This is a genomic window from Pseudarthrobacter adonitolis (genome assembly GCF_055412845.1).
Genome location: NZ_JBVAYW010000002.1, coordinates 261,811 through 286,974, shown reverse-complemented (window position 1 = coordinate 286,974; position 25,164 = coordinate 261,811). Strand labels below are relative to the sequence as shown.

The 25,164-nt window shown below is 65.4% G+C and carries 24 protein-coding genes and 1 pseudogene; 18 read left to right on the top strand and 7 right to left on the bottom strand.

The window, feature by feature from the left end; genetic code table 11:
* Positions 1–22 precede the first annotated feature (22 nt).
* The 3 genes and pseudogenes from ACZYZ4_RS19430 to ACZYZ4_RS03885 all read right to left on the bottom strand — a co-directional run.
* Positions 23–277, bottom strand: a pseudogene (locus ACZYZ4_RS19430) (type IV toxin-antitoxin system AbiEi family antitoxin); the annotation flags it as partial.
* 343 nt (positions 278–620) lie between these two features.
* On the bottom strand, positions 621–2,195 hold the full coding sequence (locus tag ACZYZ4_RS03890) for a DUF349 domain-containing protein (protein WP_463858364.1): 1,575 nt from the start codon (positions 2,193–2,195) through the stop codon (positions 621–623).
* Between the two features lie 67 nt (positions 2,196–2,262).
* The gene (locus ACZYZ4_RS03885; RefSeq protein ID WP_463858362.1) at positions 2,263–3,063 is read right to left on the bottom strand and encodes a peptidylprolyl isomerase; all 801 of its coding nucleotides are present in this window, start codon (positions 3,061–3,063) and stop codon (positions 2,263–2,265) included.
* Positions 3,064–3,298: 235 nt separating this feature from the next.
* Here ACZYZ4_RS03885 and hisS point away from each other — a divergent pair, with 235 nt between their 5' ends.
* Positions 3,299–4,684, top strand: coding sequence for a histidine--tRNA ligase (gene hisS, locus ACZYZ4_RS03880; protein WP_463858360.1), 1,386 nt, complete (start codon positions 3,299–3,301; stop codon positions 4,682–4,684).
* A 141-nt stretch (positions 4,685–4,825) separates the two neighbouring features.
* Here the strand turns inward: hisS and ACZYZ4_RS03875 are convergent, their stop codons facing one another.
* A complete protein-coding gene (locus ACZYZ4_RS03875) occupies positions 4,826–6,082 on the bottom strand; it encodes an APC family permease (RefSeq protein WP_463858358.1) in 1,257 nt (418 codons plus the stop codon).
* A 110-nt stretch (positions 6,083–6,192) separates the two neighbouring features.
* Between ACZYZ4_RS03875 and aspS the strand changes: the two genes are divergently transcribed.
* Together aspS and ACZYZ4_RS03865 are read left to right on the top strand one after the other, a co-directional pair.
* Positions 6,193–7,965, top strand: a complete 1,773-nt coding sequence (gene aspS, locus ACZYZ4_RS03870) for an aspartate--tRNA ligase (RefSeq protein WP_463858356.1) — start codon at positions 6,193–6,195, stop codon at positions 7,963–7,965.
* 66 nt (positions 7,966–8,031) lie between these two features.
* Positions 8,032–8,847, top strand: a complete 816-nt coding sequence (locus tag ACZYZ4_RS03865; protein ID WP_463858354.1) for a GNAT family N-acetyltransferase — start codon at positions 8,032–8,034, stop codon at positions 8,845–8,847.
* 414 nt (positions 8,848–9,261) lie between these two features.
* On the opposite strand, the gene ACZYZ4_RS03860 is transcribed toward ACZYZ4_RS03865, so the two are convergent.
* Both ACZYZ4_RS03860 and ACZYZ4_RS03855 read right to left on the bottom strand, forming a co-directional pair.
* Positions 9,262–9,837 (bottom strand): hypothetical protein, encoded by a 576-nt coding sequence (locus tag ACZYZ4_RS03860; protein ID WP_463858352.1) that lies wholly within the window; start codon positions 9,835–9,837, stop codon positions 9,262–9,264.
* Between the two features lie 382 nt (positions 9,838–10,219).
* Positions 10,220–10,489 carry a hypothetical protein gene (locus tag ACZYZ4_RS03855; RefSeq protein ID WP_463858350.1) on the bottom strand — a complete coding sequence of 90 codons (270 nt, stop codon included), beginning with the start codon at positions 10,487–10,489 and terminating at the stop codon, positions 10,220–10,222.
* Positions 10,490–10,512: 23 nt separating this feature from the next.
* Here ACZYZ4_RS03855 and ACZYZ4_RS03850 point away from each other — a divergent pair, with 23 nt between their 5' ends.
* Complete coding sequence (locus ACZYZ4_RS03850) at positions 10,513–10,698, top strand: hypothetical protein (protein WP_463858349.1); 186 nt, start codon at positions 10,513–10,515, stop codon at positions 10,696–10,698.
* Between the two features lie 178 nt (positions 10,699–10,876).
* Here ACZYZ4_RS03850 and ACZYZ4_RS03845 read toward each other — a convergent pair whose 3' ends face one another.
* Positions 10,877–11,551 (bottom strand): acVLRF1 family peptidyl-tRNA hydrolase, encoded by a 675-nt coding sequence (locus tag ACZYZ4_RS03845; RefSeq protein WP_463858347.1) that lies wholly within the window; start codon positions 11,549–11,551, stop codon positions 10,877–10,879.
* Between the two features lie 60 nt (positions 11,552–11,611).
* Here ACZYZ4_RS03845 and ACZYZ4_RS03840 point away from each other — a divergent pair, with 60 nt between their 5' ends.
* The 14 genes from ACZYZ4_RS03840 to nusB all read left to right on the top strand — a co-directional run bounded on the left by ACZYZ4_RS03840 (position 11,612) and on the right by nusB (position 25,109).
* Entirely contained in the window at positions 11,612–13,012 is a 1,401-nt protein-coding gene (locus ACZYZ4_RS03840) for a replication-associated recombination protein A (RefSeq protein ID WP_463858345.1), read from the top strand.
* Between the two features lie 264 nt (positions 13,013–13,276).
* On the top strand, positions 13,277–13,903 hold the full coding sequence (rpsD, locus tag ACZYZ4_RS03835) for a 30S ribosomal protein S4 (RefSeq protein WP_056340296.1): 627 nt from the start codon (positions 13,277–13,279) through the stop codon (positions 13,901–13,903).
* A 145-nt stretch (positions 13,904–14,048) separates the two neighbouring features.
* Entirely contained in the window at positions 14,049–14,423 is a 375-nt protein-coding gene (locus tag ACZYZ4_RS03830; RefSeq protein WP_463858343.1) for a DUF948 domain-containing protein, read from the top strand.
* A 17-nt stretch (positions 14,424–14,440) separates the two neighbouring features.
* Complete coding sequence (locus ACZYZ4_RS03825; RefSeq protein ID WP_463858341.1) at positions 14,441–14,671, top strand: DUF6167 family protein; 231 nt, start codon at positions 14,441–14,443, stop codon at positions 14,669–14,671.
* 119 nt (positions 14,672–14,790) lie between these two features.
* On the top strand, positions 14,791–17,469 hold the full coding sequence (gene alaS, locus ACZYZ4_RS03820) for an alanine--tRNA ligase (protein WP_463858339.1): 2,679 nt from the start codon (positions 14,791–14,793) through the stop codon (positions 17,467–17,469).
* Positions 17,470–17,476: 7 nt separating this feature from the next.
* The gene (gene ruvX, locus ACZYZ4_RS03815) at positions 17,477–18,088 is read left to right on the top strand and encodes a Holliday junction resolvase RuvX (RefSeq protein ID WP_463858337.1); all 612 of its coding nucleotides are present in this window, start codon (positions 17,477–17,479) and stop codon (positions 18,086–18,088) included.
* On the top strand, positions 18,072–19,700 hold the full coding sequence (gene mltG, locus ACZYZ4_RS03810; RefSeq protein WP_463858335.1) for an endolytic transglycosylase MltG: 1,629 nt from the start codon (positions 18,072–18,074) through the stop codon (positions 19,698–19,700). The genes ruvX and mltG overlap by 17 nt, the downstream gene beginning before the upstream one ends.
* Positions 19,697–20,557, top strand: coding sequence for a shikimate dehydrogenase (locus tag ACZYZ4_RS03805; RefSeq protein WP_463858334.1), 861 nt, complete (start codon positions 19,697–19,699; stop codon positions 20,555–20,557). Before mltG ends, ACZYZ4_RS03805 begins: the two co-directional genes overlap by 4 nt.
* A gap of 26 nt (positions 20,558–20,583) precedes the next feature.
* Complete coding sequence (gene aroC / locus ACZYZ4_RS03800; RefSeq protein ID WP_463858332.1) at positions 20,584–21,783, top strand: chorismate synthase; 1,200 nt, start codon at positions 20,584–20,586, stop codon at positions 21,781–21,783.
* A 23-nt stretch (positions 21,784–21,806) separates the two neighbouring features.
* On the top strand, positions 21,807–22,352 hold the full coding sequence (locus tag ACZYZ4_RS03795) for a shikimate kinase (RefSeq protein ID WP_463858331.1): 546 nt from the start codon (positions 21,807–21,809) through the stop codon (positions 22,350–22,352).
* Positions 22,349–23,440 carry a 3-dehydroquinate synthase gene (gene aroB, locus ACZYZ4_RS03790; RefSeq protein ID WP_058932360.1) on the top strand — a complete coding sequence of 364 codons (1,092 nt, stop codon included), beginning with the start codon at positions 22,349–22,351 and terminating at the stop codon, positions 23,438–23,440. The genes ACZYZ4_RS03795 and aroB overlap by 4 nt, the downstream gene beginning before the upstream one ends.
* Positions 23,440–23,958 (top strand): tetratricopeptide repeat protein, encoded by a 519-nt coding sequence (locus ACZYZ4_RS03785; protein WP_463858329.1) that lies wholly within the window; start codon positions 23,440–23,442, stop codon positions 23,956–23,958. Before aroB ends, ACZYZ4_RS03785 begins: the two co-directional genes overlap by 1 nt.
* Positions 23,959–24,135: 177 nt before the next feature.
* Positions 24,136–24,699 (top strand): elongation factor P, encoded by a 564-nt coding sequence (gene efp, locus ACZYZ4_RS03780; RefSeq protein ID WP_056340266.1) that lies wholly within the window; start codon positions 24,136–24,138, stop codon positions 24,697–24,699.
* A complete protein-coding gene (gene nusB, locus ACZYZ4_RS03775) occupies positions 24,699–25,109 on the top strand; it encodes a transcription antitermination factor NusB (RefSeq protein WP_056340263.1) in 411 nt (136 codons plus the stop codon). Before efp ends, nusB begins: the two co-directional genes overlap by 1 nt.
* The last annotated feature ends 55 nt before the right edge of the window (positions 25,110–25,164 follow it).

Here is a 25,164-nt window from a genome sequence, read left to right as displayed (position 1 = left end):
GGCGCAGGCGCACGTCCCGCTCCGGGCGGGCCAGCAGGCTTTCCAGTGCAGGCAAGGCCCGGTGGGCGTCGACGTGCAGGGCAATGTCCACGGCGGTGCGCAGTGGACTGGACACCATCAGCCCGCCCATGCTGACAACGTCGCACGGACCAAGCCTGACTTCATGAAGGGTGCAGCCGCGGGTGTTGCGGAGGCTCGAAATCCGCCGCTTTGCATCCACGAGCAAGGCCAGCCGGTCCGGTTCAGCCGCACAGCCGTAGATCCAGGCCGCCGTCATCCGCCCGGCCACCACGCGTTGCCTGACCGCTGCCGGAACCGCGTTGGCCACTGTTCTGGCCCGCACCTGAGGTGACGCGGGAGCGTCCGGCAGTGTGAAGCCGTGCTGGTGGAACTGCGCCAGGACACCGTCCGCCGCCAGCGCCTGGAGTTCGGGCCACGCGAACGGTTTCCCCGGCGAATACAGGTGCGGGTATTGGGGTGGTGAGGAGGTGGCCATCCCCCCATCCTGCCGCGTCTTCCCTTAACGCGCACAGGCCCGGTTCCGGCTATGTGGATAACCGGGACCGGGCCTTTGCGTCCTGCGACAGGGACCTTACGAAAGGCGTCCTACAAACTACTGACTAGGAAAGTTCGCTGGCTGAGCGCTGGATCTGGTCCAACCAGGCCTGCCTCGCCTCGAGGGCTTCGCGGGCCCCCTTGATCTTGCGCTGGTCGCCGGCTTTCTCTGCCTTGGCGAGATCGTCCTGCAGGCCGGAAATGGCTGCTTCCAGCTGCGACAGGGCGCTGTTGGTGCGGGCCTTCGTCTCCGGGTTGGAGCGCTGCCAGTTTTCCTCTTCGGCGTGGCGGACAGCGTCCTCCACCTTACGGAGGCCCGCTTCGATGCGTCCCATGTCGGCGCGGGGGACCTTGCCGGCTTCTTCCCAGCGGTCGCGGACAGACTGGAGCGCCTTCTTGGCCGCGCCCAGGTCCTTGACCGGCAGGATGGTGTTCGCTTCGACGAGGAGCGCTTCCTTCACCGTGAGGTTGGCGGCGTATTCCTGGTCGATCTCCTCATTGGCTGCCTGCCGGTGCGTGAAGAACACATCCTGGGCGGCACGGAATCGGGCCCAGAGGGCGTCGTCGTCCTTGCGGCTGGCGCGCGGTGAGGCCTTCCATTCATCCATGAGCCGGCGGTATTCGCCAGCGGCAAAGCCCCAGTCGGTGGACGAGGACAGGGCCTCGGCTTCCGCGATGAGTTTCTCCTTGGCCGATTTCGCGGCCGAATTCGTGCTGTCCAGCTGGGAGAAGTATGCACGGCGGTGACGGTCGAAGACGGTGCGGGCGGCACGGAACCGCTTCCACAATGCGTCCTCGTTGCTGCGGCCAAGCCGGATGCCGCTCTTCTGGGCTGTCTTCCAGCTTTCAAAAAGATCGTTCATCCGGGCGCTGGAGGTTTTCCACTGGATCTGCGCGGGATCCTGGCCCGAGATCTCTTCGGCTTCGGCCACGATGGCCTCGCGGGCCGCGAGTTCGGCCGAGCGAACGGCGTCGTGTTCGGCCTTCTCTGCCTTTTCGAGTTCGGCGATCTGCGCGGATACCGCATCCAGCCGCGCTTCGGTGGAACGGAGGTCTCCCACCATGTTCCGCTCTGCCAGCTGCTCGCGCAGGTGCGTGACGGTCTTCTGCATATCCGTGCTGGGCGCCTTGGAGCTGATGCGCTGCTCCAGGAGCAGGACCTGCGCAACAATGTCGTCATACTTCCGCGCAAAGTAGCCAAGGGCTTCGTCATTGCTGACGCCGGGGTACTGGCCCACCGGGTGCTCATCGCCGTCGATCGTCAGGAATACGTGGCCGTCACCCTCGACACGGCCCCATTTTGCGGCTTCCGCCAGCGAGGTCGCGGACGCGACGGGTGCCGGTGCTGCCGCAGGTGCGGCTGCTGCCGGCTTGGGCCGGGCGGCGAAGGCTGCCGGCGACGGGGCGGGTCGAGCTGCCGGAGCAGGCGCCGGTGCCGGCACCGGGGCTTCTTCAGCCGGGGCCTCATCACCCTCGGCCTGGGCGGCCACGCCTTCTTGATCCACGCCCGCTGGAGCCTCGGTTTCGTCAACCGTGGCCTGTTCGGCGGTTGCCTGGACAGCGTCTGCCTGGTCAGCCACGGGGGCTGTTACCTCGGTCAGGTCTGCTGCTGTTTCGTCGGATTTCTGACTGTCTGTCACCGCTAAAAGTCTTTCGCTTGGAGGGAAATACTCACGTACTGCACCGCGGCCGTTAGGGCCTGGCTTCCTACTTCAGAGAAACCGAGTCTATCGTGACTGATTGCACAGGTGCGCCGTCTGATGCGCTGGAGCCGGGGGTGATTCCCGCGGCGGCGATAGCGGTCACTGCTTCCAAGCCAGAGGTCACCTTGCCCACCACCGTATAGCCCCCGGCAGAGTCGGCGGGAATCACCGTGTCTTTGTAGACCACAAAGAACTGCTTGCCGTTACCGTAGGGGTTGTCGCCGGACCGGGCTACGGCAATGGTGCCCGCAGGGTAGGTGTTGTCTGCCGGGGTGTTTTCGAGGGGTCCCCAGGTGTACTCGGGGTCGGCGGCAGCGGAGGCGCCACCGCACTGCAGGAGTCCGAAGGTTTCGCCCGTGGTCAGCCGGTGGCACGCGCTGCCGTTGTAGAAGCCCTCGTCCGTGAGTGCTTTGAAGACCGCGGCGGCCTGGGGCGCCTTGGTGCCGTCAATTTCGACGCCGAGCACATTCCCGTTCAGTGCCAATTCACCAGTGAACACCTTGCCGGCGGCAGTGTCCGGGGCCGGGATGTTCGCGCCGTTCGTGGCGGGCGCGGAAGGTGTGGGGGAGTCGGTTGGGCTGATCAGGCCGGCCTCTGCAGCGGCGAATTCGTCTTCCGTGGGGTTGCCGGCAAAGGCCGTCAATTGGAGCACGACGGCGAGCAGGACGGCGGCGGTTCCCGCGCCGACGGCAACGAGGTTGTCGCGCTTGCGCCGTTTCTCCTGGTCCCGCCGCAGCTCGCGCTTTGCCTCCATCTGCTGGATGCGCCGTTTGGCTTCGCGGGCGCTGCGTGAACTGGCCGCCAATGGTCCTCCTGTGTGTCGGGCCGCGTCCGGTCGTTACTGAATCCGGAGGCGGTTGTCTGCCGGCAGCCTTCTGCGCTGCCGGCCGCCGTATTAGAGATGCCGGCGGATGACGCATAAACTGACTGCCGCACATAGTTTATGCATGAGTTGCCGGACTGCCGCCGTTCCCCGCCCGTTTCGGGTGGAATGCCGGGCAAAGTCCCAGGCACCCTTCATCAAGAGGAGAACATCCACCATGGCACGCACCGCCTCCCTGTCCGGATTCCCCGAGTGGCTTCCCGAGGAGCGGCTGGTGGAGCTGCACGTGTTGGACACCCTTCGTAAGGTTTTTGAGCTGCACGGCTTCGCGTCCATCGAGACCCGTGCGGTGGAAACCGTGGGCCAGCTGCTGCGCAAGGGCGAGATTGATAAGGAGGTCTACGGCCTCAGCCGCCTTCAGGACGACGACGCCGAGACCTCCGACGCGGGCAAGGCCGGCAAAGCTGACCCCCACGCCCTCGCGCTCCACTTCGACCTCACGGTGCCTTTTGCGCGATACGTCGTCGAGAACGCCGGCTACCTCGCGTTCCCGTTCCGGCGTTACCAGATCCAAAAAGTCTGGCGCGGGGAACGCCCGCAGGAGGGCCGGGCCCGAGAATTCACCCAGGCAGACATCGATGTTGTGGGCGACGGCGAGCTGCCGTTCCGCTATGACGTGGAAATTGCCCTGGTCATTGCCGAAGCCTTGAGCGCACTGCCGATTCCGGACTTCCGCCTGCGGATCAACAACCGCAAGCTTGCCGAGGGCTTCTACCGCGGCATTGGCCTGGACGACACCGCCGGCGTGCTCCGCAGCATCGACAAACTGGAAAAGATCGGCGCAGCCAAGGTCGCAGAGCTGCTCAAGACCGAACTGGGTGCCTCCGATGACCAGGCGCAGGCAGCGCTGAAGCTGGCAGGAATCCGCGCCGAGGACACCTCGTTTGTGGCCCAGGTCCGCGCCCTCGGCGTGACGAATGACCTCCTCGAGGAGGGCCTGAATGAACTGGAACAGGTGATCGAAGCCGCCGTGCAGCGCGCGCCGGGCAAGGTCATTGCCGATCTCAGCATCGCCCGCGGCCTGGACTACTACACCGGCACGGTGGTGGAGACGGTCCTGGTGGGCCACGAACAGCTCGGTTCCATCTGCTCCGGCGGCCGCTACGACGCCTTGGCAAGCAAAGGTAACCGCAAGTTCCCCGGCGTCGGACTCTCCATCGGTGTGACCCGGCTGGTGTCGCGCATCCTGAGCCAGGACCTGGCCAAGGCCTCCCGTTCGGTCCCTACCGCCGTGCTGGTGGCGCTCACCACTGACGACAGCTGGGGTGCGGCGCAGGACGTTGCTGCCCAGCTCCGCAGCCGGGGCATAGCCACTGAAGTGGCTGCCAAGGCGGAGAAGTTCGGTAAGCAGATTAAATTCGCGGACCGCCGCGGCATCCCGTTTGTCTGGTTCACCGACGACGACGGCAAGCACCAGGTCAAGGACATCCGGTCGGGCGAGCAGGCCGACGCAGATCCCGCAACCTGGACGCCACCGTCGGAAGACCTCAAGGTCCAGGTCACAACGGTCCAGGTGCCAACGGCAGCAGCCCAGTCGGCCTGACACTGGAGGTGGCGACAGGGTCCGGATCCGGCCTTAACGGGGCACTTTGACGCGGACCCGCCGCACACTGAGCCCGTTTCTGCATTGGCCGGACCCAAAGTGCCCCACGACGGCGTGACTGGCGCAGTCTGGCGGCGCCGGCTAGCGGCGCCGCCGAAGTACCACGAATCGGCAGGCCGCTCCGGCGGCCAGCACAGCGGCCATCCCCAACACCGAGGCGGGCGGCAATGTGAAGGCCAGCAGCAGGCAACTGATGAAGCCGGCCACATTGAGCCACCTCGGGCCGTGGGCCGGGTGCTCCTCCAAGGTGTACGCCGCGGCATTCGTCACCGCGTAGTAGATGAGCACACCGAAGCTGGAGAAGCCCACTACCGTCACCACATCAGTAATCAGGATCAGGAAAAGCACGACGGCGGCCACCGCCAGTTCTGCCACGAACGGCACCGTGTGTTTCCCGCCGACGCGGGCCAGTGGCGCAGGCAGGTCGCGTTCCCGCGCCATAGCCAGGGTGGTGCGCCCCAATCCGGTGATGAGCGCAAGCAACGCACCCAGGCACGCCGCTGCCGCGCCGGCCTGTACCACTGGCGCGCCGGCGGCAAGCTGCGAATTGAGCACAGCGTCCAGCAGCGGGGCCGTGGTGGCGGCCAGGCGGCCTCCGGTCAAGTGGTTTTGGAGCAGCAGCGCCAAAGCCAGGTAGATAATGAAGGCGCCGGCCAAGGCAGCCAGGATCGCACGCGGAATGGTCCTGGCCGGGTCCGTGACTTCCTCACCGAGCGTGGCGATGCGCGCGTAGCCAGCGAAGGCGAAGAACATCAGGCCGGCGGCCGGCAGCACCCCCTCGATTCCCCCTACTCCGCCAGGGAGGGACGAGCCAAGGGACGTCCCTCCCGACGGATGCGGCCCCACAATCGCGGCAGCAGCAACAAACACCAGGGTGGCCAGGACAACGCACAGCAGGATCCTGGTCAGGAACGCTGTGCGGGTAATGCCAAAAAGGTTCACAGCGGTCAGCGCCACCACCGCAGCGATAGCAACCGGGACCGCGTAGCCCGGTGAGATGTAGTGGCCGAACGTCAGGGCCATGGCGGCGCAGGAGGCCGTCTTGCCGCTGCTGAATCCCCAGCCGGCCAGGAAACCAGGCCATTCTCCCAGGCGCTTCCGTCCGTACACGTACGTTCCGCCGCTGGCCGGATACCGTGCAGCCAACTCTGCGGAGGCCACCGCGTTGCAGTAGGCCACGGCACCTGCGATCAGGACAGAGAGGACCAGGAAATTTCCGGCCAGACCCGCGGCGGGGGCGAAGACTACAAAAACGCCGGCCCCGAGCATGGAGCCGAGGCCGATGGACGTGGCGTCAAACACGCCCAGCCTCCGTTGAAGCTGCTGGTGTTCGGACATGGGGGAGGCGGTCCTTTCCAGCGGGTAAACTCAGACGGGATTGTTCCCGGAACGATCCTATGCAGTTTTTATCTTTTGTTTTCCTGCTGTCGTCTTCAGAAAGGCGTGCTGTGCTGCGCACACATGACCTCGGATCCCTTCGCTCCGAGCACATTGGACAAACCGTTACCCTGGCTGGCTGGGTGGGCCGCCGTCGTGATCACGGTGGTGTTGCATTCGTGGATTTGCGCGATGCGTCCGGCGTGGCCCAGGTTGTGGTCCGTGAGGAAGAGGTCTTCCACGGTCTGCGCAACGAGTACGTCCTGCAGATCACCGGCACCGTCTCCGAGCGTCCCGAGGGCAACGAGAACCCCGCCCTGGCCACCGGCGCCATTGAGGTCATGGCGGACAAGGTAGTTATCCTTAACACCTCCGATCCGCTGCCGTTCCAGATCGATGAGCATGTGGAGGTCGGTGAGGAAGCCCGCCTGAAGCACCGCTACCTTGACTTGCGCCGCCCCGGCCCCGCCCGCAACCTCCGGCTGCGCTCCGAAGCCAACCGGATCGCCCGCGAACTGCTCCACCAGGACGGTTTTGTTGAGATAGAGACCCCCACGCTGACGCGTTCGACGCCGGAAGGCGCCCGCGACTTCGTGGTCCCCGCCCGCCTGGCGCCGGGTTCCTGGTACGCGCTGCCGCAGTCCCCGCAGCTTTTCAAGCAGCTCCTGCAGGTGGGTGGTTTCGAGAAGTACTACCAGATCGCGCGCTGCTACCGCGACGAGGACTTCCGTGCCGACCGCCAGCCCGAATTCACCCAGCTGGACATCGAAGCCAGCTTCGTGGACCAGGACGACATCATTGCCCTGGGCGAAAACATCGTCAAGGCGCTGTGGAAGCTGATCGACGTTGAGATCCCCACGCCCATCCAGCGCATCACCTACGCAGACGCCATGGCGCGCTATGGCTCGGACAAGCCCGATCTCCGCTTCGGGGTGGAACTGACTGAGCTCACCGAATTCTTCAAGGACACCGGCTTCGGCGTCTTCAAAGCTCCGTATGTCGGCGCCGTGGTGATGCCCGGCGGTGCTTCCCAGCCGCGACGCACCCTGGACGGCTGGCAGGAATTCGCCAAGCAGCGCGGCCATAAGGGCCTGGCATACGTCCTCTTCAAGGAAGACGGCGAACTGGCCGGCCCGGTTGCCAAGAACCTGACGGAAACCGAGCGTGCAGGCCTCGCCGACGCCGTGGGCGCCAAGCCGGGCGACTGCATCTTCTTCGCCGCCGGTGAGAAGTCAGCGGCCCGCGCCCTCCTGGGTGCTGCCCGCGTGGAGATCGGCCACCGCACCGGCCTGATCGATCCCAGCGCCTGGGCCTTCTGCTGGGTGGTTGACGCCCCCATGTTCGAACCGGCTGCCGCAGCGGTGGCGTCCGGCGATGTGGCTGTTGGCGCCGGAAAGTGGACGGCCGTCCACCACGCCTTCACCTCGCCCAAGCCCGAGTTCATGGAAACGTTCGACAAGGACCCGGAATCGGCCCTGTCCTACGCCTACGACATTGTTTGCAACGGCAACGAAATCGGCGGCGGCTCCATCCGTATCCACGAGCGTGACGTCCAGGAACGGGTATTCGAACTGATGGGCTTGGACAAGGAAGACGCCCAGACCAAGTTCGGGTTCCTGCTGGAGGGCTTCAAGTTCGGGGCACCTCCCCACGGCGGCATCGCTTTCGGCTGGGACCGTGTGGTGGCACTGCTGGCGGGCGTAGAGTCCATCCGCGATGTCATTGCCTTCCCGAAGACGGGCAACGGCTACGACCCCCTGACGCAGGCTCCCGCGCCGATCACGGCGCAGCAGCGCAAGGAAGCCGGCGTGGACTTCAAACCGGAAGCCAAGAAGGCCGAGTAATCTGAACCGCAGTCGAGAGGCTCCCCGGGAACCGGGGAGCCTTTCGCATTGGAAAGGTGGAACGCCATGACAGCTTCAGGTCCTGCTCCAGCCCTGCCCGGGCTTGAGGCGCTGATGGACGCCGCCTGGCCGGCCCCGGACCGCGAGGAATCCGGCGGCTGGGTGCTTCGCGCGGCCTCCGGCGTGACCCAGCGCGCCAATTCGGTCTGGCCGCGCGAGCCGGAGGGCGACACCCACCAGCAGCACGAGGCTCTTCGTGCGGCGCGGCTCTGGTACCGCGGCCGGCGCTTGCCGCTGATTTTCCAGGTCTTCGATGATCCCCGATCCACCGGACTCAATATCGTCCTCGACGGGGAAGGCTTCACCAGGCAGTCCGAAACACTGGTGATGTCCCGGAGCAACGGCGCGCAGGCGGCGGACCAACCTGCGCTGACCCAACCCGGCGTCGAGATCTCTGGGGCCCCCAGCGATGAGTGGCTTGAGCTGTGGTGGAGCGTCGATGGCCGCGGCGGCCCGGCCGAGCGCGAGACCGCACGCAGCATCCTGGCAGGCTGCCCGTCGATCTATGCCCTGGTGAGGTCCGACGACGGCGTCCCCGCCGCCGTCGGAAGGCTGGCTGTTCCTGACGGGACGGCAGTAAACGGTTGGGGCGGGCTTTACTGCATGGCCACCCGTCCGGACGCCCGGCGGCGCGGCCACGCCCTGCGGATCATGCAGGCACTCCTGCAGCAAGGCGCCGCCCGGAACTTCGCCGGCTACTGGCTGCTGGTCACCGCGGCGAACTCCGGTGCCCAGCAGCTCTACGCCAAGGCAGGATTCCAGGAAGCCGGCCGCTACCTCTACCGGCAGGAACGGCCCAAGCGCCATCTGACCGGCTGCTGACATCAGCGAGCGCCGGACGGCTGCAAAGCACGGGCCCGTCCAAGGGAAGTGCACATTAGGGCTCAGGCACGTCAGTGCTTATCCCAAGGAGCCTCGCCGGTCAGCAGGCCCGGTGGCACCGGCGATCATCAACTTTTCCCCCGCGATCCCGAGGGCATAACACTGAGATCCTCCTGTTCGAGTGCAGCGTGGTCCACGGGCCGGGCCGCGAACCGCCGCCCGTCAGCGCTCACCATAAGAACAGGCGGGTGATGACGTGGTCGCCCCTGGGTTGCCAGCAGCACAAACCCTTCTCCATTGACAGCGACCCGGGGGAGGGCCACATCCTGGTCAGGCGAGGGAGCATCCAGATCCGTTCCGTGGTCCCAGATCAGTCCGTTGTCGGCGCTGGAGTAGGTCGAATAGCGAATGGGTTTACCCGTGGAGCTCTGTTGGACGAGGGCGACCGTCCGCGATGGCCCCCGTAGTGAGTGACATGATGTGGGCGTCCGTGTAGCCCTCGGTGCTGGGGAGTAGAACGGGCGTCCAGGTCCGGGCGTCAGAGGATGCCCACACTGCTGCCGTACTTAGCTGCCCCTCCTCGACGGATCCGCCAGCCAGCACCGTCCGGGCCGGTGTCTCGGCGAGCGAACCGATGTAACGGCCAGCGGATGGCTTACCCCGGAGATCGCTTCCCTGGACATGGCTCCATTCGGCGCCATCGGCGGTGACGGCGATTCCCGCGTGCTCGGCACCGTCCGCATGGAACCATCCGGCTGCGACGAAGCCATGGCTGGAGGGCAGCACTGCTTTCACCGGAGAATCCCCGTTTTCTGTGCCGGCGCCGAAGATGTTGCCGGTGTACACCGACCATGCTCCGCCTTCGGGCGGTGACCAGATGACCGGCAGCTGGCTGTTCGCTGTCCTGGTCACGTGCCAGAGGCGGACCTGGTTATTTCCATGGTTGGAGTCTGTGCCGGCCACCAGGAAGCCGTCAGCTACTGCTGTCATTCGCAATAGAGGCGAAGCCCGCCGTCTGCCGGTTCAGGCATCTGCAGTTCAGACCAGGGTTGCCCAGGCCGCTGAAGCAGGACCTTAGGTATGTCGATACTCAGCCCGCCGATCATCTGAGTGGCGATCGCTCCCGCGGCACCGTAGGTCACGTCTGACTGCTGGGGGTATTCCTGGTCCTGGCGGCTCCACGAAGGGTCGGCAGTAAGCTGCCATGCACCTCCCGGCGTCCACTGCCGGACATGCCCAGGGGAAAGCCTCTCGGCCTGGAAACTCCAGGCCACGCATGGCCGGTCACCCTGAAATCTGTTCCCGACCAAGCCGCGGTCCAGAGGGCATTTCCGAGGAGACCGACGCCCGAGCTATCCGGTGTGGCATCTTGTCAGCTACTCCCGCCGACGCTGGAGTCGAACGCCCGTGAATACGGTGGCCGGCTGGGATCGACCTCCTGCCCCACGAGAAGCACGGCGGCCATGCTCATTGGATGGAGGGTGCCGTGCGCAGGGGGGGGCAGCCCGGCAGCTGTCCCGTCCCGCCCGGTCCACACTGCACCGTCGGTGCTTTGGTAAAGGGTCATGGCCGTGCCGCCGGACTTGCGGTCGGGTGTTGTGGCGACGAGCCAGCCCTGGGCAGTACCAATGGCTGCGTTCACGCTGGTGCCGGTGGTTTCAAGAATTGGTTCGGCTGAAGGACGAAGTCCGTGCCGTTACTGCTGGTGAAGGTGAAGACCTCTCCGTTACGGTGCCCCAGCAGGAGCCATTGGCCCTCGCGGGCGGTGGGCTTGTTGGCCAGCGCCATGTCCGGATCTGCCTGGCCGTCAACAAGACCGGCTGCCAGGATACGCCGTTGTCCGGTGAGTAGGCGGCGCGGTGGCCGTCGAAGGTTGACGTATTAATGTCAAGGACGGCGGGGACTTCCTGCTCATTAGTAAGTTCATATCTTCCCCCCGGCAGCTGATCCGGGCCGCAGCAGCAGCCCATGGGGAGTCTAGGCAGGAAGGGTCGGCCGGCGCTTGTCACCGACGGCCGGTTGTGGATAACTATGCCGGCGGGTCGGCCACCTGAATCCGGACGGCGCAGATATCCGCGGCGGCTTTCCTCAGCACCGAGCCATTGGGATCAGGCACATCCAGGAAGTCCAGCCGCGGGACTGGGGCATAGAGCCTCAGGGCCGGATGGTCCATGACCAGCCCCGCAAGGGTCCGGTCCCCGCCCGGAGCAAGATACTCCATCGGCTGGCCGCCGAAGACCGCTGCTGCGTGCACCGCCACTTTCTCCACCAGCTCATCAGCCTGGTTGGCCCGGCGGCGTGCAAACCGCTGCTGGGACTGGCCACCGGCGGCGGTCCGGGACTGCACATAGCGGGACCCTGTCTTGGACGCGAGCAGGATGCCTTCCCTGGCCACGGCCACCGCATAGCCGCCGCGCCGCACGAGCACCAGGCCGGCCGTCCGGGGCTGGGCGGCGACGGAGGCCAACCGCTCCAGCGGATCGGCGCCCCGTCCCGGCCTTCCGTCCGGTGGCCAGGGCGCCTGGAGCAACGCATTGGTGCCGTCGCCCGCCACCAGCCGCACGCCGTCGTCGTCATTGCTGATCCGGAAGCCGCCGTGCGCGGCACCGAAGCGTTCCGCCCATCCGGCCAGGCGTTCGCCGGACACAAACGCGGTCCTGACGGGCCCCGGACGGCCGGCGCCGGAGGTACTGCGTGCGCTCATGGCGGGATCCTTGCATGGAGGGCGGAAGTGGGACGGTGAACTAATGAGTAGCCTATCTATGTGGATGATCTCTTCGCCCAAGGGCATGGCAATGACGACGACGACGGTCACGAACCGTCGCCGGCCGGCCGTTCCGCCGCGCCCCGCAGTCCTTTGGCCGTCCGGATGCGGCCACGCACGCTGGATGACGTGGTGGGCCAGCAGCACCTGCTGGGGCAGGGATCGCCGTTGCGGCAGTTGGCGGCCGGGACCGACGCCCTGGGTCCTGCAGGCCCCAGCTCGCTGATCCTCTGGGGACCGCCCGGGACCGGAAAAACCACGCTCGCCCACGTGATCGCCAAGGGCAAGGGGCGGAAGTTCGTGGAGCTGTCCGCCATCACCGCAGGCGTCAAGGACGTTCGGCGGGTCATGGACGAAGCCCTCACGGCACGGGATCTATACAAGACCACCACGGTGCTTTTCCTTGACGAGATCCACCGATTCAACAAGGCACAGCAGGATGCCCTGCTGCCCGGCGTCGAGAACCGCTGGGTGGTGCTCGTGGCGGCAACCACCGAAAACCCGTCCTTTTCGGTGGTCTCGCCACTGCTGTCCCGTTCCCTCCTGCTCACTCTGAAACCGCTGACGGAGGCGGATATTGAAGGGCTCGTGCAGCGCGCCGTGTCGGACGCTCGGGGCATGAACGGGAAAGTGGAGCTCAGCGCCGAGGCCCAGGCGCACCTCGTCCGGCTCGCCGGCGGCGATGCCCGGCGCGCCCTGACGGCCCTCGAAGCCGCAGCTGGCGTGGCATTCGGCGATGCAGACGACGCCGATGCCGACGCGCGGGTCACCGTGGAGCTCAAGCACACCGAACGTGCCCTGGACGTGGCCGCCGTCCGCTACGACCGCGCCGGGGATCAGCACTACGACGTCGCCAGCGCCTTCATCAAATCAGTCCGCGGTTCTGACGTGGACGCCGCACTGCACTACCTCGCCAGGATGCTGGAGGCAGGGGAGGACCCGAGATTCATTGCCCGGCGCATCGTGATTTCCGCAGCGGAAGACGTGGGAATGGCAGACCCCACAGCGCTGCAGACGGCGGTCGCCGCCGCCCAGGCGGTACAGCTGATCGGCATGCCCGAGGGGCGGATCGTCCTGGCCGAGGCCGTGGTGCATCTGGCCACGGCGCCGAAATCCAATGCTGCGTACATGGGAATTAACAAGGCCGTCGCGGATGTCCGTGCCGGCCTGGGGAACGGGATCCCGGCGCACCTGCGCGATGCGCACTACCCGGGGTCCAAGCAGCTGGGCCACGGGCTCGGCTACAAGTACGCCCACGATGCCCCCCACTCCGTGGCCAGCCAGCAGTACCCGCCGGATGATCTGGTGGGTCGGGACTACTACGAGCCCACTGCCAACGGCGCGGAACGGGACATCGCCGTGCGCCTCGAACGGTTGCGGAAGATCATCCGCGGCACCTGACCGGCGTCGGCGGTGGAGTGCCCGGGCAGTGATGCCACTGGAGTGACGCGGGCGAGCGGCGGCCGGAGTGCGGGATTGCATACGAATCCTGCTAAGATTGTTCGTTGTCTGGCAAGGCGCGGACGCAATCTCCCCATCCTTCAGTATTTTCTGCTGTTTCGTTGGGGTAGCCCTGTGCCCAGTAGCAAAAGGCAGCGGTTGGCCGATGCTCTCCATCGTGGAGGCCAGTAACACTGACACACCGCAGATATTGGAAGGACACAAGTGGCTAACAACACTCGTGCTCGCCGTACAGCACGCCTCTCGCGTGCACTCGGCATTGCTCTGACCCCCAAGGCCGCCAAGTACATGGAGCGCCGCCCGTACGGCCCCGGTGAGCATGGCCGTGCCCGTAAGAAGCAGGACTCCGACTACGCCGTACGTCTGCGCGAAAAGCAGCGTCTGCGCGCCCAGTACGGCATCCGCGAAGCCCAGATGACCCGCGCCTTCGAAGAAGCCCGCCGCACCAAGGGCCTGACCGGTGAAAACCTGATCGAACTGCTCGAAATGCGTCTCGACGCCCTCGTGCTGCGTGCCGGCTTCGCCCGCACCATCGCCCAGGCCCGCCAGCTCGTTGTGCACCGCCACATCATGGTTGACGGCATTCGCGTTGACCGCCCGTCCTTCCGCGTAGGCGAAGGCCAGCTGGTCCACGTCCACACCCGCAGCGAAACCATGGTTCCGCTTCAGGTCGCAGCAGCCGGCGCACACCGCGATGTCCTGCCCCAGGTTCCGGCCTACCTGGACGTCAAGCTTGACGCCCTGCAGGCCCGCCTGGTCCGTCGCCCGAAGCGCTCCGAGGTCCCCGTAACCTGCGAAGAGCAGCTCGTCGTCGAATTCTACGCACGCTAAATCCCAGCAGCGTATACAAAGAAGCCCGTGGCAAGCGCCACGGGCTTCTTTGTATGTAAGGTACTTGGGGGACATCTGCGGAACGCATCAAGGCAGCGTGCGCGGAGGTAACGGATCCACGACAGTTTCAAGGAGATGAACGTCTATGTCTGGTGGCGATATTGCTGGCCTGATCGCAGCCGGGGTGTTCGCGCTGCTGGTGCTGCTGCTCGCCGTGCCCATCCTGAAGCTCGGCAGTGTGCTGGAGGAAATTAGGACCTCCATCCGCTCCCTCAGCGACGGCGCCACGCCCCTGATGGACGAAGTCACGGCGACCGTGTCCACCACCAACCAGCAGTTGAAGAAGGTGGATGGCATCGCCTCCAACGTTTCAGATGCGTCGGCAAACCTCTCCGCGCTGTCATCACTCGTTGCATCGACGGTCGGTTCCCCGCTGATCAAGGTGGCAGCCTTCAGTTACGGCGTGCGCTCCGCCCTCGCCAACCGCAAGAAGCCCGCCCCCGGCCGCCGCAGCCGCTAAGCCACCGGAGAACTGAAATGAAACGATTTGTCTGGATGGGAATCGGCGTGGCCATCGGAGTCATCGCGTTCCGCAAGGTCACCGAAGCCCAGGCCAACCTGGGGCCGGAAGGCCTGAACCGCGCGGTGGGCCGTTTGGCTGACGGCGTGTACGACTTCGCCGATGCGGTGCGTGCCGGAATGCGTGAGCGCGAGACGGACCTTCGGGCCGCACTCGGGATCGACTCCCAGGACGTAGCCCGCCGCTGAACGCGCGGGAAAAACGCGCGAGAATTAAACCAGCAGCCGCCGCTTGCCGGCACTGCCGTCTGAACCAATAAGTCATGCGTGGCACAACGCGTGAACCGAGAAGGGTATGTAATCAGCTCATGAAGTCGCAGGAGATCACAAAGCGCTGGGTGGACTTTTTTGTCAGCAAAGGACACACCGCGGTTCCCTCCGCCTCGCTGGTCTCCAGCGACCCCTCCCTCCTGTTCACCGTGGCCGGCATGGTCCCATTCATCCCTTACCTGACTGCCCGTGAAGAGGCCCCTTTCGCCCGGGCCACCAGCGTTCAGAAGTGCATCCGCACCGGTGACATCGAAGAGGTGGGCAAGACCGCCCGCCACGGCACCTTCTTCCAGATGTGCGGCAACTTCTCCTTCGGTGATTACTTCAAGGAAGACGCCATCAAGTACGCCTGGGAGCTGCTCACCAAGAGCGTGGACGACGGCGGCTATGGCCTTCCGCCGGAACTGCTGTGGGTGACGGTTTACGAAGAGGACGACGAAGCCAAGGAGCTGTGGCTGACGAACACCGGCGTTCCGTCCGAGCGCATCCAGCGCATGGGCAAGGCCGACAACTACTGGCACACCGGCCAGCCGGGCCCCGCAGGCCCCTGCTCGGAGATCTACTACGACCGGGGCCCTGCCTACGGCGTCGAGGGCGGTCCCATCGCCGACGAAAACCGTTACGTTGAAATCTGGAACCTGGTGTTCATGCAGTACCAGATCGACAACGTCCGCTCGAAGGACGACTTCGACGTCGTCGGCGAACTGCCCAAAAAGAACATCGATACCGGCCTTGGCATGGAGCGCCTCGCGATGATCCTGCAGGGCGTCGAGAACATGTACGAGACCGACCAGGTCCGGCCTGTGATCGACAAGGCTGCTGAGCTGTCGGGCCGGGAGTACACCTCGGCCGAAACACCTGAGGATCCGCACCACACGGACGACGTCCGCATGCGCGTTGTGGGTGACCACATCCGTTCGGCCCTCATGCTGATCGCCGACGGAGTGACCCCGTCCAACGAGGGCCGTGGCTACGTCCTGCGCCGCCTGATCCGCCGCGCCGTGCGTTCCATGCGCCTGCTCGGCGTCGAAAAGGCCTGCCTGCCGGACCTGCTCCCCGCCTCACGCGATGCCATGAAGGGCGTCTACCCCATCGTGGCGACGGACTTTGACCGCATCAGCCGTATCGCCTACGCCGAAGAGCGGGCCTTCCTGCGCACCATCGCTTCAGGTACCGCCCGCCTCGAAGACGCCGTGACGGATTCCAAGGCCGCCGGCACGCCGCTGTCTGGCGCCGATGCCTTCGCCCTGCACGACACCTACGGCTTCCCGATCGACCTCACCCTGGAAATGGCCGAGGAAGCCGGACTCAAGGTCGATGAACCGGAATTCCGCCGCCTGATGCTGGAACAGCGCCAGCGTGCGCAGGCCGACGCCAAGGGCAAGAAGGGCGGCCACGCCGATCTCAGCGCCTTCCAGGAACTGCTGGCCCAAGGCGAGACTGTCTTCACCGGATACACCGAGCTGGATGGTGAGTCCCGGGTCCGGGGCATCCTCAACCGCGGACAGAACGTGGGGCACGCCGCCACCGGCGACGAAATTGAACTCGTCCTGGCGGAGACCCCGTTCTACGCTGAAGCCGGCGGGCAGTCGGCTGACACCGGCCTCATCACCGGTGATGGATTCGTCGTTGAAGTCCTGGACGTCCAACGCCCCATCAAGGGACTGAGCGTCCACAAGGCAATCGTCCGCGAGGGCGAGATTGGCTCCGATTCACTGGTCCGCGCCGCCGTGGACCGCGAGCGGCGCCACGCCGCCGAGCAGGCCCACACCGGTACGCACATTGTGCACGCCGCCCTGCACCAGATCCTCGGCCCCGAAGCTACCCAGCGCGGCTCCTACAACAAGGCCGGCTACCTGCGCTTCGACTTCGCCTGGGGCGAAGGCCTCAGCACCGCCACGCGTTCGGAAATCGAGGAAGTTTCCAACCTCGCCATCCGCAACAACTTCCGCGTGGACACCAAGGTCATGGGCCTGGCAGAGGCCAAGGCGCTGGGCGCCATGGCGCTCTTCGGAGAAAACTACGGCAGCGAAGTCCGTGTTGTGGAGATCGACGGCACGTGGTCCCGGGAACTCTGCGGCGGCACGCACGTAGCAAACACGTCCCTGATCGGCAGCCTGTCGCTGCTCGGCGAGCAGTCAGTAGGTTCAGGCAACCGCCGTGTTGAAGCGTTTGTGGGCATGGATGCCTTCCGCCACCTGGCCGCCGAACGCGCCCTCGTGACCGAACTGACCGAGATGCTCAAAGTGCCTTCCGGGCAGCTCGCCGACAGAATCGCCAGCACGCTGAACAAGCTCAAGGCCACGGAGAAGGAACTCGACCGGTTGCGTAAGGAACAGATCGCCGCGGCGGCCGGAAACCTTGTCGGCACCGCGCGGGACGCAGCCGGCGTCCAGGTCATCGCGCACGACGCCGGCCAGATCGGCGGCGCAGACGACATCCGCAACCTTGCCCTTGACCTGCGTAACCGCCTCGGTTCGGGAGCATCCACCGTGGCAGTGGCCGGCGTTAGCAATGACCGGCCCATGATCCTCGTGGCCACCAACGAGGCAGCCCGGGAAGCCGGGGTGAAGGCCGGCGCCCTGGTCCGGCTCGCGGCCGGAATCCTCGGCGGCGGCGGCGGCGGCAAGGACGACGTCGCCCAGGGTGGCGGCACGGACGCCGCTAAGGTCGCACCGGCGCTGGCCGCCGTTGTGGACGCCATCTCCCGGCGCTAGGGAAGCTGTGACAGAATCCGCTGGCGCCGCCGTCGTCCCCCAGGGCATCAAACTGGGGGTAGACGTCGGCACCGTCCGCGTTGGCGTCGCCATCTGCGACCGGGACGAAATCCTGGCCACTCCGTACAAGACCCTGGACCGCAACGTAAAGAAGAACTCCGACGTCCGCGTCATCGCGTCGCTCGCTGGGGAACTGGGCGCCGTCCAGGTCTTCGTGGGGTTGCCACGTACCATGAAGGGCGAGGAGCACGCTTCTGCCAGAATGGCCACCGACTACGCCGAACTGCTGGTTGCGGAGCTCTTTGCCCGGGGAATGGATGTTCCGGTCAATCTGGTGGACGAGCGCCTGAGCAGTGTTACGGCGCACCGCAACCTGCACGAAGCTGGCATGAGCAGCCGGAACCACCGTAAAGTGGTGGATCAGGTCGCGGCGGCAGGCATCCTCCAGCACGCCATAGACATGCAAAAAGCCAGGGGAACGGACGTTGGCAGCCGCGTGACTGCGCCGCCCCGTACTCGGCCATCCGGAGCAGGTTCGGCAGTTCAGCCCGAGCATGCGGCCCCGGAAGGCACGACTCGATCTCAGAACACGGAAGGCTACAGTGAGCCCGTCCAGTAACGACGACGCCTCAGGCGCCACGAGCAACGATGGCGCCAGGCCGCTGACCCGAAAAGAGGTCCGCGCCCTGGAGAAGCACACGGGAAGCAGCGATGTTGTTCCCGAGCAGGCCTACGAAACGGGGCAGGACGCGCCTGCACCTGCCACGGCATCTGAACCCGAAGCTGCACCCGCTCCGGCGCCGGCCCCCGAACCGGTCCAGGCGGCCGAACCCGTTCGAGCGCCCGATCCGGAGCCGCAGCCGGCTATTCCCGCAGCCCCGGATACGCCGCCTTCCATCCAGGACGCCGGTCCGGCCGCAAACCACCATCCGGATGACGCCCAGGTCCAGGAATACCACCCCAATGACGAGCACTTTAATGAAACGCACGACGCCGGGCCCCACTACCCTGACGAAACGCTCCATGAAGCCGGGCACCACTATCCGGACGAAGAACACCACGATGCAGGCCACCATGATGATCACCACGCCGATGACCACTACCTTGATGATCACCACCCCGACAACGGCCTGTTCGCCGGCGCAGCCGCGGCTTCCGTAGTGGCAAAGCCCTCAAAAAAGGTGCGGCGCCGGCGCCGCCTCCTGGCCCTGTTCCTGACTCTTGTGGTCTTCGTGGCAGCGATCGCCGTGGGCGCGCAGTTCCTGAAGCCCCTGCTTGGAAACGACAAAGCGGCCGACTATCCCGGTCCCGGCACCGGCGAAGTCATTGTTTCGGTCCAGCCAGGCGAAGGTACCCGCTCCGTGGCCACCAAACTGGAGAGCGGGAAAGTAGTGGCCAACGCTGACACATTCCTGCAGGCCTTTGCTTCATCCGGCGGAACGCTGTCGCCGGGGGACTACACGTTCAAGACGGAGATGAAGAACTCTGACGCGGTCAGCGTCCTGCTTGGCACCGACAAGAGCAAAGTCATCTACTTCGCCCTGAGCGCCGGTCTCAGGATCGGCGAGTCGCTGCAGGCCATCTCAGAGGGCTCCGGTGTGTCGCTGCAGCAACTGAAGGAATTCAGCAACGCTCCGGCGCAGTTCGGCCTTCCGGCCAACGCCAAAAACCTTGAGGGCTTCCTCGCTCCGGGGGAGTACCGCTTCCCGCTTGGCACACCGGCGAAGGACATCCTCCAGTCGCTGGTCAAGGGAACCACGGACGAACTTGTGGCACAGGGGATCACCGATCCGGCGAAGCAGTATGAAGCTGTGATCGTGGCGAGCATTGTGCAGGCCGAAGGCGGACAGGCTGAGTACGGCGACGTTGCCGGAGCCATCTACAACCGCCTCAAGCCGAATGACCAGACCTCCGGCTACCTGCAGGTGGATTCGGCCGTGACGTACGGACTGGGCACCAAGAGCTTCAACTTCACCGATGCAGAGCGCCAGGACAAGTCCAACCTGTACAACACGTACGCCAACCCGGGCCTGCCGCCAGGCCCCATCGGTTCTCCGGGCAAAACCGCCATCGATGCGGCGGCGAAGCCCAAAACCAACGACTACCTGTACTGGGTAACCATCAACCTGGACACGAAGGAGACAAAGTTCTCCAAGACGCTCGACGAGCACAACGTCTACGTCACCCAGTACAACACCTGGTGCCAGGCCAACGTGGGCCGCTGCACATGAGTCTCCGGGCTGCGGTCCTGGGCCACCCGATCAGCCACTCCAAGTCCCCGGCCCTCCACCTGGCGGCCTACGGCAAACTTGGCATGGACATTGGATACACGGCCCTGGACCTGACCGAGCAGGCGCTGCCCGCATTTATGGAACAGGTCAGGACGGAGCAGGGCTGGCGTGGACTCTCAGTGACCATGCCCCTGAAATCCGGCATGGTTGCCGAAGTGGACGAAGTCCGCGGTGTGGCGCGGATACTGGGCGTGGTCAACACCGTCGTCTTCGAGGAAGACCTCGGCTCCGTCAGGCGCATCGGCTACAACACCGACGTCGCCGGCATCGTCAACGCTGTCCTTAACGCCGGAGTGGCGGCCAGCCCCGCTGCCGTGGTCCTGGGCGGAGGCGGTACAGCCGCAGCCGCAGTGGCCGCGCTGAAGGATCTGGGCACGCAGCACGCCCAGGTGTTCGTCCGCGATACCTCCCGGGCCGAAGAAGCGCGCGCTGCCGCTGCCGGAGTAGGCCTTTCCGTCGTTGTCCGGCCGCTGACCGAAGCCGCCGTTCCTACCGCAAGTGCCGACGTCGTGATTTCCACGCTCCCGCCGCGCGCAGCGGACGGTCTGGCGGGGGAGATCGCTGCGTTGGGAACCGGGACGCCCGGTGTCCTCCTGGATGTGGCCTACGATCCCTGGCCGAGCCGGATCGCGTCGGTGTGGCAGTCCGGCGGCGGCGCCGTGGTACCCGGACTTGAGATGTTGTTGTACCAAGCTGTGGAACAGGTACGCCTGTTCACCGGCCGCGGTGACGACGTTAACGCAGCTGTCATAGATGTGATGTGTGACGCAGTCGGCCTTCCCCGACGGGCGTTCTGACCGCCATACGTGGCAGGATGGAAATTATGTTGCGTTGGTTGACTGCCGGTGAATCCCATGGTCCGGCCCTGATGGGAATTATTGAAGGCGTCCCCGCCGGTGTTGAACTCACTAGCGGGCAGATCGCCGATTCATTGGCTCGCCGCCGCCTTGGCTATGGCCGGGGCGCACGTATGAAGTTCGAGCAGGACGTCGTCACCATTCTCGGCGGCGTCCGCCACGGTCTGACCCAGGGCGGTCCGGTGGCCGTCCAGGTCGCCAACACCGAATGGCCCAAGTGGGAGCAGATCATGGCTGCCGATCCGGTGGATCCGGAAATCCTCGCCGACCAGGCCCGCAACGCGCCCCTGACCAGGCCCCGTCCGGGACACGCAGATTTCACCGGGATGCAGAAGTACGGGTTCTCCGAAGCCCGGCCCGTCCTGGAGCGTGCCAGCGCCCGGGAGACCGCCACCCGTGTTGCCATGGGCACGGTTGCGTCCCAGTTCCTCAAGGCGCTCGGCATCGAACTGGTCAGCCATACAGTCTCCATTGCCAGCGTGACGGTGCCCGAGGGCCGTCCGCTGCCCGTTCCCGCCAATGTGATAGCGCTCGACGCCGATCCCTTGCGTTGCTTCGACCGCGAGACGTCCGATGCCATGGTGGCCGAGGTTGACGCCGCACACAAAGAAGGCGAAACCCTGGGCGGTGTGGTGGAGGTCCTCGCGTATGGGCTGCCGCCGGGACTGGGCAGCTACGTCCACTGGGACCGCAGGCTCGACTCCCGGCTCGCCGCTGCCCTAATGGGCATCCAGGCCATCAAGGGCGTGGAAGTCGGCGACGGATTCCTCACCGCCGCGCGCCGCGGCTCCGCTGCCCATGACGAAATCGTCAAGGACGCGGACGGTAAGATCATCAGGACCAGCAACCGGGCCGGCGGCATTGAAGGCGGCATGAGCATTGGCGACGTGCTCCGCGTGCGTGCGGCCATGAAGCCCATCGCCACGGTGCCCCGCGCCCTGCGCACGGTTGACGTCAGCACGGGGGAGCCTGCGAAGGCGCACCACCAGCGCTCGGACGTCTGTGCCGTGCCGGCTGCCGGTGTTGTGGCCGAGGCGATGGTGGCGCTGGTCCTGGCGGAAGCCGTTACCGAAAAGTTCGGCGGTGACTCCGTGGCGGAGACCGCCCGCAACATCAAGGGTTACCTGGACAACATTCCGGCATCCCTGGACTCGATCGGCCACTAGTGCCCGGGAGCCGCAAGGTCGGTGTGCCTGGCAACCGGCCCATTGTCCTCATCGGACCCATGGCGGTGGGAAAGTCCGCGATCGGCCACGAGCTGGCCAAGCTGCTGGACGTGCCGTTCGTCGATACGGACAATCTGATCGTGGAGGCCCATGGCAGTATCGCGTCCATCTTTGCCGGACGCGGCGAGCACGCGTTCCGGGAGATTGAGGCCCGGACCGTAGCCAGCGCGGTGGAGCAAGCAGGAGGCTCGGCCAGCGTGATTTCCCTGGGTGGCGGTGCGGTGCTGGATTCCGGAACGCAGCAGCTCCTGGCCGGCTGCACCGTGGTGTACCTCGAATGTGATGAGGAAACCGTGGCCGTCCGCATTGCCCGCAACTCGGGCCGGCCGCTGCTCGCCGGCGATGCCATGGCCCGATGGTCCGCACTCTTTATTACCAGGAAACCCGTTTACGAACGGCTGGCCGACCTTGTGGTGGATGTCCGCCATGGCTCAGTCAGCGAGCTGGGACACCGGCTCGAAGTTGCGCTGCGTGACTACGCGGCCGCCAAACAGGAAGTTGAAAATTGAGCGTCGATTCAACAGTCATCAAGGTCACCGGCGAATCCGCAGGGCAGAATTACGACGTCGTAGTTGGCCGCGGTCTGCTGGGGAACCTTCCCGCGTTGCTGGGGGAGCGGGTCCGGCGTGTGCTGGTCATCCATCCCCGTGCGCTGCGGCTCACTGGTGACACCGTCCGCGATGAGCTCGCTGCAGCGGGTTTCACCTCGCTGACCGCGGAAATCCCGGACGCCGAAGAAGGCAAGCACATCCAGGTCGCCGCTTTCTGTTGGCAGGTCCTGGGCCAGAACGACTTCACGCGCTCGGACGCCATCGTGGCAGTCGGCGGCGGGGCCGTCACCGACCTGGCCGGTTTTGTGGCGGCTACCTGGCTCCGCGGCGTGAAGGTCATCCACATGCCCACCAGCCTGCTGGGAATGGTGGATGCTTCCGTGGGTGGAAAGACCGGCATCAACACGGCTGAGGGCAAGAACCTGGTGGGCTCCTTCCACCCGCCGGCCGGAGTGCTGGTGGACCTGGACACCCTGAACACGTTGCCTAGGAACGAAATCATTTCCGGCATGGCTGAAGTCATCAAGTGCGGCTTCATCGCCGATCCGGCCATCCTTGACCTGGTGGAAAAGGACCCGGCGGCGGCCACCGACCCCGGATCGGATGCCCTGCGTGAACTCATTGAACGCGCCATCGCGGTCAAGGCAAAAGTGGTCTCGGAAGACCTCAAGGAATCCGGGCTGCGCGAAATCCTGAACTACGGCCATACTTTGGCCCACGCCATTGAACTGGTGGAGCGGTACTCCTGGCGCCACGGCGCGGCAGTATCGGTGGGCATGATGTTTGCCGCGGAACTTGCCCGCAGCGTTGGCCGGCTCAGCGATGCCGACGCCGACCGCCACCGCAGCATCCTGGAAACACTCGGACTCCCGGTCACGTACCGGCGGGACCGCTGGCAGGGGCTGCTGGACGGCATGCGGCGCGACAAGAAATCACGCGGGGACCTCCTGCGCTTTGTGGTTCTGGACGGCATTGCAAAGCCGGGCATCCTGGATGTCCCGGACACGTCGCTGCTCTTCGCCGCCTACCAGGAAATCGCCTCCTGATGCAGGGCGACGTGGCGGGCACCAGCGACTGGCCCGAGGCTGGCTTCCCCGGAATCCGCATCAACCCGGTCTCCCTGTTGCCGGAGATCGTCAACGGGGATGCATGCCGCGCGGCCCTGGCGGCGTCCACGGACCCGTCGGACCAGATCTTCGTCCTGATCGTGGAGGGGCATGCTGCGGAGGCGGCCGAACTGCTCGCGGAGGCCCGCTTCAAGGACCCTGAGTCTTTCCGCCTTCGCACGTTCGAGGCAGAGGTGCTGCGTGTCTCGCACCGCACGGACCGCGCCCTGGAGCTGTTCAGGCAGTTGCTCGCTGAGTTCCAGGGGACTGACCGTGAAGCCCTGGTCCTGCAATACCTGGGCAAGACCCAGTACGCCGCCGGACACGCGTCCGCCGCGGTGGAAGCCTTTGCCCGGGCGCTGGATCTTCGTGTTGCGCAATCGGCTGATGCCGCACTGATCTACTCGTCCACCGTGGCGCTTCAGCGGGCCCGCGACGTCTTGGATCTTGCCTGCTGACACTCCTGTCACGTTCTGGCGTGGGTGACCGGGAGGCTTGGACACAAGCCGCCCGGGTTTTACCGGTAGAATAGTTCTTGGATTTTTGATAAACACGCGCTGGCGGGCCGTTCGGCATGCCTGGCCGGCATAGAACGTCTGACAACTGACCAGACAGATAGAAACCAGAGGATACCAGTGGCAACCACTAACGACATCAAGAACGGAACGGTCCTTAAGCTTGAGGGCCAGCTCTGGAACATCATTGAATTCCAGCACGTCAAGCCGGGCAAAGGTGGCGCGTTTGTGCGGACCAAGATGCGGAACGTGATGTCCGGCAAAGTTGTAGACAAGACGTTCAACGCCGGCCTTAAGATCGAGACCGCCACGGTTGACCGCCGCGATTACCAGTACCTGTACCAGGACGGTGCAGACTTCGTGTTTATGGACACCTCGGACTTCGACCAGCTCACCGTCTCCGGCGCCACTGTTGGCGACGCCACCAACTTCATGCTGGAGAACCAGATGGTGAACATCGCCATCCACGAAGGCAACCCGTTGTACATCGAACTTCCGCCCAGTGTTGTGCTGGAGATCACTTACACCGAGCCTGGCCTGCAGGGTGACCGCTCCTCGGCCGGCACCAAGCCCGCAACCCTGGAAACCGGCTACGAGATCCAGGTTCCGTTGTTCGTCGAGAACAACACCAAGGTCAAGGTCGATACTCGCGACGGCAGCTACCTCGGCCGGGTCAGCGAGTAGTGAGCGCACGCGGTAAGGCCCGTAACAGGGCGCTGGATGTCCTCTTCGAAGCTGAGCAGCGCTCGGTTTCCGCTTTTGACGTGCTCAGGTCCCGGCGCGAACTGACCGACCAGATCGTGAACCCGTACACCTTGGAAATCGTGGAGGGCGTCGTCTCACAGCAGACGGCCATCGACGAATTCCTTGAGACCTATTCCCAGGGCTGGACCCTGGAGCGTATGCCTTCGGTGGACCGCATCATCCTGCGGATCGGCACGTGGGAACTGCTGTACAACGACGACGTTCCCGACGGTGTCGCGGTCAGTGAGGCAGTGGCGCTGTCCAAGACGCTGTCAACGGATGAATCGCCGTCGTTCATTAACGGCCTCCTGGGCCGGCTGCAGCAGCTGAAGCCCTCGCTGCTCGCCTGAGCAGGACCCCCTGAACAGCACTTCGTGACGGGAGGGACCGGCACCACCCATACGG

Coding starts and splice junctions, on each gene's coding strand:
- hisS (WP_463858360.1), top strand. CDS start 3,299: ATGGCACGCACCGCCTCCCTGTCCGGATTCCCCGAGTGGCTTCCCGAG.
- ACZYZ4_RS03875 (WP_463858358.1), bottom strand. CDS start 6,082: ATGTCCGAACACCAGCAGCTTCAACGGAGGCTGGGCGTGTTTGACGCC.
- ACZYZ4_RS03865 (WP_463858354.1), top strand. CDS start 8,032: ATGACAGCTTCAGGTCCTGCTCCAGCCCTGCCCGGGCTTGAGGCGCTG.
- ACZYZ4_RS03860 (WP_463858352.1), bottom strand. CDS start 9,837: ATGACAGCAGTAGCTGACGGCTTCCTGGTGGCCGGCACAGACTCCAAC.
- ACZYZ4_RS03845 (WP_463858347.1), bottom strand. CDS start 11,551: ATGAGCGCACGCAGTACCTCCGGCGCCGGCCGTCCGGGGCCCGTCAGG.
- ACZYZ4_RS03830 (WP_463858343.1), top strand. CDS start 14,049: ATGTCTGGTGGCGATATTGCTGGCCTGATCGCAGCCGGGGTGTTCGCG.
- ACZYZ4_RS03825 (WP_463858341.1), top strand. CDS start 14,441: ATGAAACGATTTGTCTGGATGGGAATCGGCGTGGCCATCGGAGTCATC.
- alaS (WP_463858339.1), top strand. CDS start 14,791: ATGAAGTCGCAGGAGATCACAAAGCGCTGGGTGGACTTTTTTGTCAGC.
- ACZYZ4_RS03805 (WP_463858334.1), top strand. CDS start 19,697: ATGAGTCTCCGGGCTGCGGTCCTGGGCCACCCGATCAGCCACTCCAAG.
- aroC (WP_463858332.1), top strand. CDS start 20,584: ATGTTGCGTTGGTTGACTGCCGGTGAATCCCATGGTCCGGCCCTGATG.
- ACZYZ4_RS03785 (WP_463858329.1), top strand. CDS start 23,440: ATGCAGGGCGACGTGGCGGGCACCAGCGACTGGCCCGAGGCTGGCTTC.